General features: G+C 56.4%; 17 protein-coding genes. 9 read left to right on the plus strand and 8 right to left on the minus strand.

What is annotated here, in order from left to right; translation table 11 throughout:
- The 3 genes from G7G_RS23235 to G7G_RS0116205 all read right to left on the minus strand — a co-directional run.
- A partial coding sequence (locus tag G7G_RS23235) for a flagellar basal body protein (protein ID WP_010442490.1) occupies nucleotides 1-211 on the minus strand: 211 nt, incomplete at its 3' end.
- Between the two features lie 98 nt (nucleotides 212-309).
- Entirely contained in the window at nucleotides 310-1,149 is an 840-nt protein-coding gene (locus G7G_RS0116200; RefSeq protein WP_010442491.1) for a flagellar motor protein MotB, read from the minus strand.
- A gap of 83 nt (nucleotides 1,150-1,232) precedes the next feature.
- Nucleotides 1,233-2,576, minus strand: a complete 1,344-nt coding sequence (locus G7G_RS0116205) for a FliI/YscN family ATPase (RefSeq protein WP_010442492.1) — start codon at nucleotides 2,574-2,576, stop codon at nucleotides 1,233-1,235.
- A gap of 87 nt (nucleotides 2,577-2,663) precedes the next feature.
- Here G7G_RS0116205 and G7G_RS0116210 point away from each other — a divergent pair, with 87 nt between their 5' ends.
- Genes G7G_RS0116210 through G7G_RS0116250 form a run of 9 tightly spaced genes read left to right on the plus strand, consistent with a single transcriptional unit; the run spans nucleotide 2,664 to nucleotide 7,194 of the window.
- Nucleotides 2,664-3,050 (plus strand): FlgB family protein, encoded by a 387-nt coding sequence (locus G7G_RS0116210; protein ID WP_010442493.1) that lies wholly within the window; start codon nucleotides 2,664-2,666, stop codon nucleotides 3,048-3,050.
- A gap of 11 nt (nucleotides 3,051-3,061) precedes the next feature.
- On the plus strand, nucleotides 3,062-3,448 hold the full coding sequence (gene flgC / locus G7G_RS0116215; protein WP_010442494.1) for a flagellar basal body rod protein FlgC: 387 nt from the start codon (nucleotides 3,062-3,064) through the stop codon (nucleotides 3,446-3,448).
- 12 nt (nucleotides 3,449-3,460) lie between these two features.
- Nucleotides 3,461-3,751, plus strand: coding sequence for a flagellar hook-basal body complex protein FliE (gene fliE / locus G7G_RS0116220; protein ID WP_010442495.1), 291 nt, complete (start codon nucleotides 3,461-3,463; stop codon nucleotides 3,749-3,751).
- Between the two features lie 3 nt (nucleotides 3,752-3,754).
- A complete protein-coding gene (locus G7G_RS0116225) occupies nucleotides 3,755-4,027 on the plus strand; it encodes a flagellar biosynthetic protein FliQ (RefSeq protein WP_010442496.1) in 273 nt (90 codons plus the stop codon).
- Entirely contained in the window at nucleotides 4,027-4,737 is a 711-nt protein-coding gene (locus G7G_RS0116230) for a flagellar hook-basal body complex protein (protein ID WP_010442497.1), read from the plus strand. The genes G7G_RS0116225 and G7G_RS0116230 overlap by 1 nt, the downstream gene beginning before the upstream one ends.
- Nucleotides 4,738-4,758: 21 nt before the next feature.
- Nucleotides 4,759-5,544: a flagellar basal-body rod protein FlgG gene (flgG, locus tag G7G_RS0116235; protein ID WP_010442498.1), complete on the plus strand. Its 786-nt coding sequence runs from the start codon at nucleotides 4,759-4,761 to the stop codon at nucleotides 5,542-5,544.
- Complete coding sequence (flgA, locus tag G7G_RS0116240) at nucleotides 5,544-5,957, plus strand: flagellar basal body P-ring formation chaperone FlgA (RefSeq protein ID WP_010442499.1); 414 nt, start codon at nucleotides 5,544-5,546, stop codon at nucleotides 5,955-5,957. The genes flgG and flgA overlap by 1 nt, the downstream gene beginning before the upstream one ends.
- Nucleotides 5,957-6,688 (plus strand): flagellar basal body L-ring protein FlgH, encoded by a 732-nt coding sequence (flgH, locus tag G7G_RS0116245; protein WP_010442500.1) that lies wholly within the window; start codon nucleotides 5,957-5,959, stop codon nucleotides 6,686-6,688. The genes flgA and flgH overlap by 1 nt, the downstream gene beginning before the upstream one ends.
- A gap of 56 nt (nucleotides 6,689-6,744) precedes the next feature.
- A complete protein-coding gene (locus G7G_RS0116250; RefSeq protein WP_238528822.1) occupies nucleotides 6,745-7,194 on the plus strand; it encodes a flagellar basal body-associated FliL family protein in 450 nt (149 codons plus the stop codon).
- Between the two features lie 54 nt (nucleotides 7,195-7,248).
- Here the strand turns inward: G7G_RS0116250 and G7G_RS0116255 are convergent, their stop codons facing one another.
- Genes G7G_RS0116255 through G7G_RS0116275 form a run of 5 tightly spaced genes read right to left on the minus strand, consistent with a single transcriptional unit; the run spans nucleotide 7,249 to nucleotide 12,231 of the window.
- A complete protein-coding gene (locus G7G_RS0116255) occupies nucleotides 7,249-7,608 on the minus strand; it encodes a hypothetical protein (RefSeq protein ID WP_010442502.1) in 360 nt (119 codons plus the stop codon).
- Nucleotides 7,608-8,693 carry a flagellar type III secretion system protein FlhB gene (flhB, locus tag G7G_RS0116260; RefSeq protein WP_010442503.1) on the minus strand — a complete coding sequence of 362 codons (1,086 nt, stop codon included), beginning with the start codon at nucleotides 8,691-8,693 and terminating at the stop codon, nucleotides 7,608-7,610. Before flhB ends, G7G_RS0116255 begins: the two co-directional genes overlap by 1 nt.
- The gene (locus G7G_RS0116265; RefSeq protein ID WP_010442504.1) at nucleotides 8,690-9,463 is read right to left on the minus strand and encodes a flagellar biosynthetic protein FliR; all 774 of its coding nucleotides are present in this window, start codon (nucleotides 9,461-9,463) and stop codon (nucleotides 8,690-8,692) included. Before G7G_RS0116265 ends, flhB begins: the two co-directional genes overlap by 4 nt.
- On the minus strand, nucleotides 9,460-11,544 hold the full coding sequence (gene flhA / locus G7G_RS0116270) for a flagellar biosynthesis protein FlhA (RefSeq protein ID WP_010442505.1): 2,085 nt from the start codon (nucleotides 11,542-11,544) through the stop codon (nucleotides 9,460-9,462). The genes G7G_RS0116265 and flhA overlap by 4 nt, the downstream gene beginning before the upstream one ends.
- A 9-nt stretch (nucleotides 11,545-11,553) precedes the next feature.
- Nucleotides 11,554-12,231: a lytic transglycosylase domain-containing protein gene (locus G7G_RS0116275; RefSeq protein ID WP_010442506.1), complete on the minus strand. Its 678-nt coding sequence runs from the start codon at nucleotides 12,229-12,231 to the stop codon at nucleotides 11,554-11,556.
- Nucleotides 12,232-12,290 lie beyond the last annotated feature (59 nt).

Genomic DNA, 12,290 nt, shown 5'->3' on the forward strand with positions numbered 1-12,290 from the left:
GCTGATCGATCAGACGCTGGCTTGTGGTTCGGACACCGCCTGCCGAATAGCTGCCACCTTGGCCCGAGGTGACCATGGAGTGAAAGTCGATCTCAACCCTTTTGTAGCCAAATGTCGACGAGTTGGCGATGTTGTCAGAGATCGTGGCCAGCCTGTTGGCGTTGGCCTTCAGCGCTGCCACACCGGCATTCAGCGAAGAGGAAATGGTCATCGGCACGCCTTTTTGTTGCGTCTTTCGTTAATGCAACACGTACCGCACTGCCCCTTAACAGCGGACTAACACCTAAAATGCGTTCTATCCTTTGCCTCTCAGGGATTGCGCAGAAATATGATCTCGACCCGATCATTGCGGACCGCCATTGGGTTATTGACCGACAGTTCCCGGTCGGCATGCCCGGTCACACGGTCGAGCCGCGTTGGTTGGACCCCCTTGTTTTGCAGCAATTGACGGGTGCTTTGTGCACGTTCGGTTGAAAGATCCCAGACCGGATTATGCGCCACTACGACCGGTGCAGACCGCACATGACCTTCGACCGCTATTGCGTTTGTCACCAGATCAGAAGACCGTGCCACCAGCAGTGCCAGCGCGCGCATCATTTGCGTCGGCTTACCCGTACCCGATTCGAATAACGGTTGTTCATCTGTGGCGAACAGCTCAACCACCAGCCCTTCGTCGGTAACACGGGTTACGATATGCTTGAGCATCTTGTCAGACACGAGACTTTCGCCAGCGCGCCCGAGCAGTTGAGCCTCAAGCGACGAAAAATCTTCGAACGCGCCCGCATCACCGCTTTGGACGTCTACACCGGTTGAGCCGCGCGCCTGTTTCGCTTCAGTGGGGTGCCGATTGCTCGCACCAGAGCCATCCATCACCATGGTTTTTTCTGAGAACATGTTATCGCCGCCAAATGCACCATCGCCTCCGCCAGAAACCGGATTGACCGGGATCGTGGGCGAGAAATAGTCTGCCAGCCCTTTGCGTTGTGTCTCGGTCGTTGCATTTAGCAGCCACATCAACATGAAGAACGCCATCATGGCCGTCACAAAGTCGGCATACGCGACTTTCCACGCCCCACCGTGGTGGCCATCGCCACCCGACACACGTTTCTTCTTGATGATGATTGGCACCGCATTGGATTGCGCACCCATCTCCACCACCTTCTATTCACCCGTCTACCGGGGTAGCAGGGCAGGTCTTAAGGTGGGCTTAACACTTAAAACTGTTCGGAATTCTATGCCCGTTGAACTGGGTTCGCCACCGCGCGCCGCAAGATCAGAGACAGCCGGTTAAAGCTGTTGTCGATCCCGTCTGACTCAGCTTTGGCAAAGAAATCGTCCAACTCTTCGTGCACCCGAATCGCGCGGTCCAGCAATGGATCAGCCCCTTCGGCATAGAGGCCTGCTTTGATCATGACCTCGGACTGCTCATAGCTTCCGACTAGTTTCCGGGTTTCCGCGATCATTTCGTTTTCTTCAGCAGTGGCAGCGCGGGGCAGGCTGCGCGAAACCGACCGGCTGAGGTCGATTGCAGGAAATCGCCCCCGCTCTGCGATCTCGCGGCTCAGAACGATATGCCCGTCCAGTGCGCCGCGCAGAATATCAGCGATGGGCTCGTCCATGTCCGATCCGGCCACCAGAACGCTGAAGATAGCTGTGATATCTCCTTGTTCGGCAGTTCCAGGGCCTGCCCGTTCGCAAAGATTTGCGATCAGCGAAGTAACCGACGGCGGGAAGCCCCGTAACGACGGTGCCTCACCCATGGCGACTGCAATTTCTCGGTGTGCTTCGGCAAAGCGCGTGACCGAATCGGCCAGAAGCAGGACATTCATCCCCTGATCTCGCAGATGTTCCGCCACAGACATGGCCGACCACGCGCAGCGCCTGCGGGCAAGAGCGGATTGGTCCGAAGTGGCTGCCACAACAACCGATCGCTTCATGGCATCCGCGCCTAAGGCGGTCTCGACAAATTCGTTCACCTCGCGCCCGCGTTCCCCCACCAGAGCTACGACAACGGCATCGGCCTGCATCGCGCGGGCAAGGGTGGCCAGCAACGTAGATTTGCCAACGCCTGATCCGGCGAACAGACCGATCCTCTGGCCTTGAACAATGGGCAGCATTGTATTCAGAACCGCCAACCCGGTTTCCATGCGCGTACCAAGAGGTTTGCGCGCAACCGCAGTGGGTGGGGCCTGCATCAGATCGCGCTCGTGCACGCCCGCCAGCAACGGTTTGCCGTCTAGGGGCTTGCCGAACGGATCAACTACACGCCCCAGCCAATGCTGTCCGGGGGCGAATGCAGGCATCTGCTCCAATAGCACCAGATCACCCAAGCTCACCCCGTCAGGCGCGGCGCCGGGCAGCATCTGAATCTGATCTGCTTCGACATGCAAAACCTCACCTTGCAGCTCCGTTCCACTGCGCCTGCGCAGGGTCAGGTGATCGCCGATTCGAGCCCGATTGGCCAAACCGCTGATTTCAATCACGCCGCGGGCAACACCAGAGACGCGCCCAACGTGCCGCGCCGCAGACATCCTGTCGAATTCACATTTCAGGCGCATCGGATCGAGTTCGGACATCGTGGGGCCTCCAATTTGTTTCTGAAAACGGTTTCTAAAGGAATCGGGGTTAAGCCTTGATTGAAATTGATCGAGGGAGAAGCCCCGATGTTCTCTGACCTGAACGTCTTTAAAACAGCGTACGCAATGGCAACCCATGCCGGGCAACGGCAAGCTGTCATCTCGCGCAACATGGCCAACGCCGATACGCCGGGATACAAACCCCGCGATATTGAGGCCTTTCAGACAACATTTGAAAACACGGGCCAGGAGGTGGCGATGACTGCAACCCGTGCCGGCCATTTGCACAGAGATACGCACCAACAAGCCTGGGCCGTATATACGGCCACCGAAACAGGCGACCCAAACGGCAACGGTGTTTCACTGGAAGAAGAAATGCTGAAAGCCGTCGAGGTCAAACGACAGCATGATCGTGCCTTGGCGATCTACAAATCTTCAATCGGCGTACTGCGCACCAGCTTGGGTCGGGCGTAAGGGGGATCAGGATGAGCGACTTTTCCCATTCCCTGAGTGCGTCGGCGAGTGCTCTGCGGGCGCAAGCTGCGCGGCTACGTCACGTCTCTGAAAACATTTCGAACGCGGATACGCCGGGTTATCGGCGCAAAACAGTTCCGTTCGAGACGGTCGAGAGTAGTGGCAAAGAAATGGTGCGAACCGGGCAGGTCAAACTCGATCGCCGCGATCTAACCCAAATCTACGATCCCGGCCATCCGATGGCGGATGCAACCGGCTACTACCGCGGCTCCAACGTCGATTTGATGATCGAGATCGCCGACGCCCGTGAGGCGCAACGCAGCTACGAAGCCAATCTCAAGATGTTCGATCAGACCCGTCAGATGTCGTCGAGTTTGATGGACCTACTCCGTAAATAAAGGAAACCCAGAATGGATATCCGCTCAGTTATAGCCGCGCAGAACTATGCTGGCGCGCGTCCCGCAACGCAGGCCGATCCCGATCATCAAGGAGCCGCACAAGGCTTGCGCGCCACGTTTCAGGATTTTGCCGCAACGCTGAAACACAGCGAGCAGGTGGCGCAATCTTCGATGGTAGGGCAGGCCGATCCGCACGCTTTGGTTCAGGCATTGGCACAAACCGAACTTGCGGTGGAAACGGCTGTGATCGTCCGAAACAAAGTCGTTGAAGCCTATCAGGAAATCCTGCGGATGCCGGTCTGAACTATGCTGAGTGAAGGTCTGTTCTACGATATTGTCCGTCAGGCGCTCTGGGTTGCGGTCATCACGTCGGTTCCGATTTTGGCCGTGGCGCTGATTTCGGGCCTTACCGTGGGTCTGTTCCAAGCGCTGACCTCGGTGCAGGAGATGACGCTGACCTTCGTGCCCAAACTGATCGCCATCGTCGTCGTTTTTTGGATGTCGATGGGGTTCATGACCCAGACCCTTGTCACCTTCTTCATCGGGACGCTGATCCCGCTTATCGCCGGAGGCCGCTGATGGACACCGCCTATGTCACACTATCCCGCCAATCTGGCCTAATGAACGAGATGAGGCTGGTCGCCAACAACATCGCCAATGCCAACACGACCGGTTATCGCCAGCAGGGATTGGTGTTTTCAGAGTTTGTTCGGGATTTGCCAGGCCATCCCTCGCTGTCGCTCAGCCGCGCCCAAGTGCGAAACACCTCGTTGCAACAAGGCGTTCTGACCGAAACGGGTGGCTCGTTTGATTTCGCCATCGAAGGTGACGGGTTCTTCATGATCGAAACACCAGCGGGAAATCGTCTGACCCGGGCAGGCAGTTTCTCTCCGAGCGCCGAGGGCGACTTGCTAACAATGGATGGATATCGCGTTTTGGATAGTAATGGCGCGCCGGTCTTTGTTCCGCCGGATGCTGCAACGATCGATGTTGGCAGCGATGGTACTCTAAGTGCCAACGGACAACTGTTGGGTCAGATCGGGGTCTATAATGTTGCGAACCCAGAAAATCTGGTGCGCGAGGGTAAAACACATTTTCGACCCACTGGGCAGATTGATCTGGTCGATGAACCGATTGTGCTGCACCGTTTTATCGAAGGCTCAAACGTCAATGCCATCGGTCAAGTCACACGAATGATCGAGGTTCAACGGGCGTATGAACTTGGGCAGAGCTTTCTCGAGGCCGAGGACGAACGTGTTCGCGGGGCGCTCAAAGCGCTGATGCGCTGATCACCTGAAGGAGAAATTCAAATGCGTGCTTTGAAAATAGCGGCAACAGGCATGACCGCGCAGCAAATGCGGGTCGAGACGATCTCGAACAACCTCGCGAACATGAATACAACGGGCTACAACACGCGCCGGGCCGAGTTTGCCGACTTACATTATCAACAGATGGCGCGTGCCGGTGCCGTGAATGCCTCTGACGGGACGGTTCTTCCGACGGGAATCCAACTGGGGTTGGGCGTACGGCCTGCCGCGGTCACGGTGCAGTTGGAACAAGGCGGGCTTTCGGCAACCGGCAGTGATCTGGATGTCGCAATCGAGGGGCGCGGTTATCTTGAGGTGACATTGCCCAATGGCCAGTCTGCCTTTACCCGTGACGGCAGTCTGAAACGATCAGCCGAGGGGCTGATTGTAACATCCGACGGGTTCGCAGTCGCCCCAGAAGTCACCATTCCAGACGATGCCAGATCGATCTCGATCAACGCCGCAGGCGAGGTCTATGCCTATTTTGACGATACCGCTGAGGGCCAGTTGTTGGGAGAATTTACACTGGCCAGCTTTTCGAACGCCAAAGGTCTTGAGGCCGTAGGCAGTAATCTTTTCAAGGAGACTGAAGCTTCGGGCGCTTCGGTTGTCGGGACGCCGGGCGAGGACGGGCTGGGAACCCTGCGGCAGGGCTATCTTGAGGACAGTTCGGTCGACGCGGTGCGTGAAGTCACGGAGCTGATCGAAGCCCAGCGCGGTTACGAGATGAACGCCAAGGTTATTTCCGCCGTCGATCAGATGATGGGCGCAACCGCGCAGGTGCGGTGATGCGGTTTCTGATCCTGATCCTGTGTCTGACGCCATTCGCAAGCATGGCCGAGATTGTCGTACCGATACGGACGATCCGCGCCAAAGAGGTGATAGTTGCATCTGATCTGGAGATCAAAGCTATCGAGGTCAAAGGAGCGGTTCGCAACACCGAGATGTTGGTCGGTCAGGAGGCACGTGTTGCGCTTTATCCTGGCCGGCCAATTCGCCCCGGTGATATCGGCCCGCCAGCCGTCGTGGACCGAAACGATCTGGTCACGCTGGTTTTCGATCACGTCGCGCTGTCAATCACCGCTGAAGGTCGTGCCTTGGGTCGGGGTGCAGTCGGAGAGCGCATTCGCGTTATGAACCTGGCGTCCCGCACCACTGTAGAGGGCGTTATCCGCCCGGATGGTCAAATCGAGGTCAATTAATGCCAAGCCTTTCTAAATCCCTGTTGTTTGTCGTTCTAAGTGTCTCGGCCTGCGGCCGTCTGGACCATCTGGGTAAACCGCCGAGCCTAACGCCAAACACTGAATCGCCCGAGCATGTCGCGATGCTGTGGCCGGGGCTTCCCTTGCATAGCCAGCCGCGGCGCACGGTCGACCAATCCTCGTTGTGGAGCGGTGGACAGCATTCGCTGCTGGGGGATCAGCGGGCAATGAAAAAGGGTGACATTCTGACCGTCGTGATCGAATTGGATGAAAAGGCGGAGATATCCAACGATACCAACCGCTCACGCGCCGGATCGGAAAGCCTTGCCGTCCCCGATCTGTTTGGATTGCCCCAGCGCGCGGGCGAACGGCTGCCAGAAGGGGCGTCACTTGATGAGGCTGTGTCGATTGACTCGGCTTCCGTCAGCAAAGGCAAGGGGTCGGTCAAACGCAAAGAAAAGCTGACCTTGCGGGTGGCGGCAACAGTTACCGACGTACTCCCCAACGGGGTGCTCTCGATCTCGGGCTCGCAGGAGCTGCGGGTGAATTTTGAACTTCGTGAACTGCTGGTATCGGGCTATGTCCGCCCCGAAGATATCTCGCGCCAGAATGAAATCACTTATGACAAAATCGCTTCTGCGCGTGTCTCTTATGGTGGCCGGGGTCAGATTACGGATGTGCAGCAGCCACGCTATGGCCAGCAAATCCTGGACACTTTGTTGCCGTTCTGAGGGTTAGGTTTATGGGGAAACTGTTACCAATTGTTTTTCTGGTGGTGGGCTTGGCCATGGGCATCGGGGCCAGGATGGCATTCGCGCCCGCAGAGAAAATTACTGATAAAGCTGATGTTGAAAATAAACCGGCAAAGGGAAGGGATATGAAATCCGACCCCGGAAAAGATGATGCGCCAGCAACTCATGAATATCTGAAACTCACCAAACAATTCGTGGTTCCTGTAGTTGCCGAGGACGAGATTTCAGCATTGGTCACCATGTCTCTTAGCCTTGAAGTGCGTCCCGGGATGGCCGAGGCGTTTTACGAGATCGAGCCCAAATTGAGAGACCGTTTCCTGCAGGTCCTTTTTGATCACGCCAATACTGGCGGCTTCGACGGGGCCTTTACACACTCTGACAACCTTGCTGCATTGCGTACGGCATTGTTGGAAGTGGCTAAAAAGGATCTGGGGCAGGATGTATCGCAGGTTCTGATTATGAGCGTCAGCCGTCAGGATACCTAAACAGCATTGCTTGGAGGCTGTCCAAGCTCCCCCTTGCCGATACCCTGTTTTAAGTTAGCGCCACCTGTGCTTATGCAGCCGATGTGTCAGTTCTGCGACGGCCTGTTTTCGCCCAAACGCGTCGCGCAAGTTGTCTATCGCAGCAAGTTTTTGCGAACGTAGTTTTGCTAACTCGATATTCAGATCTCGTCGTGTGGATTCTTCCCAACTGTGCCAAACGAGGTCCGCTCCGGTAATCTGATAGCCCTTGGTCAGTGAGTTCTCAGACTTCACTTCGACCGATTGAGCCTGAAGGAGGGACAATTGCCGAAGTATTTTGGCCTCATGTTGCAGCAAAGGGCCGAGCTTTTGGTGTTCTCGCTGAAATACCGCTTCGGCCACACTCGATAGACTTTCTATGTGATCTCGTTTCATCAGACCTGGCCCTTTGCCTTTTTGCGCATGGATTCGGCAAACCGAATAGCTGCAGCGACCGGGCGATAATATTCTTCGGTAATCTCCTGTCCGATCTCGACCGTGGCGTGTATCGCCCTCGCAGTCGGCGGGTCAGAGTGAATAGGCACGCCTGCCGCCCCGGCGGTTGAGCGAATGGTCGCAGCGATTTCGTCAACACCTTTTGCAACGCAGACCGGCGCGCTGCCGGTCGCGCGAGACCACTTCAAAGCAACGGCAAAATGGGTCGGGTTGACGATCACAACATCGGCTTTGGGAACTTCTGCCATCATCTGATTGGTTGCAATGTCCTGTGCGCGCTGGCGCCGTTGTTGTTTGATATGCGGATCACCTTCGGAATCTTTGGTCTCGTCCTGGATTTCCTTGCGCGACATTCTGTTTTTGCGCAGGTGTTCTGCATGCTGCCACAGATAATCGACAACGCCGATCGCCAATGCAATCGTGATGACGATGAACAGAAAACGTGTGAGCAAACTCATCATCAATAAGATTGAGGATCGTGCGGGCGTCGCGCTCGCAGTTAGAATCTCAGGCAAATTGGCGCGTAAAAACAGGGCTAGGCAAGTGCCGTAAATCAATAATTTCACAAAGCTTTTGGCAAATTCGAAAAGGCCGCCCCGGCCAAATTTGTTCTTTGCATTCGAAATGATCGAGATCCGCGAGATGCGTGGTTTCAATTTGTCCGGGGCAAAAATCAGTGCGCGTTGTGCAATGAGGCTGAGCAATACTGCGGCAGCCGGTAAAACGAACAACACTGCGATCGGGGTCAGTGTCGATTTCAGAATACTAGCGACTGTGGAGGTGGCTGGACCGACGGTCACCAAACCTGCGAATTGGTCTGACTGGTCGATCAGCACTAATAACAGATTACCAAGTTGTTCAGCCATATACGGGCCTGCGGCCAATAGTGCGGCGAGCAAACCAGCATATGCGGCGACCACCGACAGGTCATTGGATTTTGCGATTTCACCCTTTTTGCGGGCTTTTTCAAGCTTTTGTGGTGTGGCCTCAAATGACTTGTCGCTGTCGTCGTCCGATGCGCTCATCGCAGACCTCGCAGCGGGTTTTGAAGAAAGTCGAACAACGTGTCAGACCAGGTTGACAGGATAAATGGGACCCCTGCGAACAGCAGGAACAAGCCCGCGAATGTAATTGCCGGAGCACCAACAAACGCGACCATGAGTTGCGGCATTGCCCGGTTGATCACACCGAGGGCGAGGTTGTAGATCAGCGATGCAATGACGAATGGCATTGCCAACGCGAACGCCAACCCAAAGCTACGCGCAATTTGTGTGACGCCCCAAGGTGAAAGGTCGGGTGCCGCTGGCAGAACCCCCATGGGGAATAGCATGTAACTGTTAATCATGAATTGTGCGGCGCGGATATGCAGGCCCAACAACATTGCCAGCGCCAACCCGGCCAATGTCAGCAGATAACCCATGGCCGGGACGGGCTCGGTAGCCACGCCGCCCAGAATCTGCGACAGTGACGTAGCTTGCGCCGCAATCGACCCAGCTGTTTGCAGGGCAAGCACAAACAAGCGCAACCCGATGCCGAGCATAAGGCCAATCAGGATTTCAATGCCGATCAAACCTGTCATGTTGGGCGCATCCGGGACTATTTCCGCGGAAGGGATCGCGGGCACGATAATCAGCGTGAATGCGACCGCGACCCCAAGTTTTACCCGCGTCGGAATGCTGCGCTCACCGAATGCGGGTAACAGAGAAACCAAGGCAGATACGCGAAGAAACACGGCGAACAGATGCCACAGGTTTTGCCCAAGAAGCGGCAAAAGCTCTGCCGGGGCTGAACTCACGCGGATACCGTTCCGACCAAGGCCGGCCTCGCCTCCAGCCCGATTTCTTCAAAAGACAGAACAGGGTTTGCAACGCCGCGTGCTTGCATGATGGTTCTAAGTAATCGGCGACGCCGGGTCGAGGTGACAACAGCTGGGAACAAGCCGCGATCGGCAGATTGCGCAATGCTGTTTACGACCCCATCAGCGAGCTTGTTGAACAGATTTGGTGGCAGTGCCACATCCAACCCGGCATTCGGGGCGTCGATCTGGTAGGTGGCGAAAGTGTCCTCCCACTCGGGGGCTAGCTGGATCAATGGGATCGATCCGTCCTCGCGCTTCATGTCAGAGACCAACTGAAAACCCAACCGCTGTCTAACCAATTCGCAAATCCCTGCGGGCTGAGTTGTGGTCAGGCGCGCTTCGGCCACGCTTTCAAGGATCAGTGCCATGTTGCGGATCGAGACCCGCTCATCAAGCAACAGCCGCAGGACTGCATGCAGTGTGTCGATTGGCACTTTGTCGGGGATCAGTTCGTCCAGCAACTTGCGGTTGGCCTCTGCCCGAGTCGGATCGCTGAGCCGCGTCATCTCGGACAACAGGCGGCGTAGGGATTTCAGATTCAGCAAGCGTGAGAAATTCTGTTTGATGATCTCAAGCAGATGGGTCGCAAGGATTTCCGGGGGGGTGACGATTGTAGCCCCATTGAGTGCTGCGACCTCCTGATCTTTGGGTAATATCCAGCGTGCAGGAGCGCCATAAACGGGTTCAGTCACGTCCGTGCCGTCGGGTAGAAAATCGTGCCCTTCTTGCACCAGAGCAAGCACAAGTTCAGAGTTTAGAACACCACGTGCCTGTTCAACCCCCTGCACTTTGATCACGTAGGTGCCCGTCGGCAGGTCCGCGCGGTCGGTCAGGCGTATCTCGGGCAGGATCAGGCCAAAGCTAGAAGCGACATAGGTCCGCATATTGGCGATCCGTGCATCTAGGCCGGTACCAGGATTCAACACCATGCTGACAAGGTCAGGTGCGAATTCAAGATGTACATCATCAAGGTCCAGGATGTCTCCGATGGCTTGCGAGACCGGTGTGTCAGCATCGACCACTTGCGGTTCGGTCTCGGCTTCTTCGCTTCGTTTACGGATACCGGAGTAGGCGGCATAGCCCAAAACCCCCGCCCCCAGAATAAAGGGCAGAAATGGCAAGCCGGGAACCAACGCAAACAGAGCCATCAGAACTGCAACCGTCCCCAACGCTGCCGGGTGGCGTCCAAGCTGCGAGAATATCGCGTTGTCAGTCGCGCCTTGCGTACCGCCGCGTGCCAGCAGCAAAGCCGAGGCGATCGATATGATCACCGCTGGAATCTGCGAGACCAACCCATCGCCAACAGTCAGGATGGCATAGGTCTCAAAGGCCGATGTGACTGGCATCCCATGCACGATAACACCCATGACCAGCCCCATCACGAGGTTAAGCAGCGTGATCAGCAGCCCGGCGATGGCGTCACCTTTGACGAATTTTGACGCCCCGTCGAGCGAGCCAAAAAAGGTGGTTTCCTGTTGTTCGCGTTCACGCCGTTCTTTGGCTTGCTGGTGGTCGATAGCTCCGGCGGACATGTCACTGTCGATGGCAAGCTGTTTGCCGGGCATTCCGTCCAGTGCGAACCGAGCGCCGACTTCGGCCATGCGTGCCGCACCCTTGGTAATGACCATGAAGTTCACGATCAAAAGCACGCCAAACACCACCAGCCCCAGAAATATGCTGCCGCTCATGACGAATTGGGCAAAGCCCTCGATCACGTCGCCAGCCGCATTGGTGCCAGTATGCCCCTGCCCAATAATCAGCTTGGTCGAGGACACGTTCAGCGACAAACGCAGCATCAGTGAGGCCAGCAGAATTGTCGGGAAGGATGAAAAATCCAAAGGCCGCTCAATGAACAATGTCAGGGTGAAGATCAGGATCGCCAGTGCAAATGAGGCGGCCAACCCCACATCTAGCACCCAGGCGGGCATTGGCAGGATCATCATGACGATGACCGCCATCAACGCTAATGCCAGTAGAATGGTCGGAGAGAACAAGGTGCGGGGATCGATACGGGGCACGGTCTGCTCCTAGTTGAATGTAATGAAGGCGGTGGCGGTGGTGGTTTCGGGTACCAGAGACCCCAGCGCTTTCTGTTCGGCCGGATGTACGCTCAAGGGTATGAGCGGAGCTGCCGCAGCTGTGAATGGATCGCGCCGACTGACTAGGGGTGATCCGTTCAATTGCGCCAATACAGTTTGAAAGCGGTCTGAATACGCCGCTGCGTGCCGACGGGTCCGCGAATGGTAGGCTCCGGCGGCAGCTGGCCATGATCCAAGCTCCGCATAGAGCTGGGACAGAAACCGGGCTGCGTAGGCGGCGTTTTCATCCGGATCGAACATTGCATCGATCGAGCGGAAGGCCTTGCCGTGCCAGCGGTAATTGATCTGGAAGCATCCCACATCAAAACTGCGAGTGCCAGATTTGAAGATGTCGAACACGTAGGACTTTGCTTCGACTTCAGAGGCGAACCAATAGCCTTGCCCATCGCGATTGACGGTCCAGGGCCAGGGTTCCAGTCTGCCGTCCAGTGTACGGCCTGTTTCGACCCGAGCAATTGCCCTGAGGACGTCAAGAGGAACGCCCTCGGACTGAGCTGCGCGGCGCGCGGCGTGATCGCACAGCGCGGCTGTCGATGTTGCATGTCCGGCGTGGGCCAGAAAGTTATGCGCCAGAAGTGCAGCAACGAGAAGTTTATGAATTGGCATTCTGTTGGTCCGGGATTCTGGTCAGTCCCGCTCAAGCTAGCCAATTATCTGTTTACAGA

This window comes from Ruegeria conchae (assembly GCF_000192475.1).
In the GTDB taxonomy this organism is placed as follows: Bacteria; Pseudomonadota; Alphaproteobacteria; order Rhodobacterales; family Rhodobacteraceae; genus Ruegeria; species Ruegeria conchae.

Bases quoted from the DNA above. Each gene is read 5' to 3' on its own strand.
- G7G_RS0116200 (WP_010442491.1), bottom strand. From the start codon at position 1,149: ATGGGTGCGCAATCCAATGCGGTGCCAATCATCATCAAGAAGAAACGT.
- G7G_RS0116205 (WP_010442492.1), bottom strand. From the start codon at position 2,576: ATGTCCGAACTCGATCCGATGCGCCTGAAATGTGAATTCGACAGGATG.
- G7G_RS0116210 (WP_010442493.1), top strand. From the start codon at position 2,664: ATGTTCTCTGACCTGAACGTCTTTAAAACAGCGTACGCAATGGCAACC.
- flgC (WP_010442494.1), top strand. From the start codon at position 3,062: ATGAGCGACTTTTCCCATTCCCTGAGTGCGTCGGCGAGTGCTCTGCGG.
- fliE (WP_010442495.1), top strand. From the start codon at position 3,461: ATGGATATCCGCTCAGTTATAGCCGCGCAGAACTATGCTGGCGCGCGT.
- G7G_RS0116225 (WP_010442496.1), top strand. From the start codon at position 3,755: ATGCTGAGTGAAGGTCTGTTCTACGATATTGTCCGTCAGGCGCTCTGG.
- G7G_RS0116230 (WP_010442497.1), top strand. From the start codon at position 4,027: ATGGACACCGCCTATGTCACACTATCCCGCCAATCTGGCCTAATGAAC.
- flgG (WP_010442498.1), top strand. From the start codon at position 4,759: ATGCGTGCTTTGAAAATAGCGGCAACAGGCATGACCGCGCAGCAAATG.
- flgA (WP_010442499.1), top strand. From the start codon at position 5,544: ATGCGGTTTCTGATCCTGATCCTGTGTCTGACGCCATTCGCAAGCATG.
- flgH (WP_010442500.1), top strand. From the start codon at position 5,957: ATGCCAAGCCTTTCTAAATCCCTGTTGTTTGTCGTTCTAAGTGTCTCG.
- G7G_RS0116250 (WP_238528822.1), top strand. From the start codon at position 6,745: ATGGGCATCGGGGCCAGGATGGCATTCGCGCCCGCAGAGAAAATTACT.
- G7G_RS0116255 (WP_010442502.1), bottom strand. From the start codon at position 7,608: ATGAAACGAGATCACATAGAAAGTCTATCGAGTGTGGCCGAAGCGGTA.
- flhB (WP_010442503.1), bottom strand. From the start codon at position 8,693: ATGAGCGCATCGGACGACGACAGCGACAAGTCATTTGAGGCCACACCA.
- G7G_RS0116275 (WP_010442506.1), bottom strand. From the start codon at position 12,231: ATGCCAATTCATAAACTTCTCGTTGCTGCACTTCTGGCGCATAACTTT.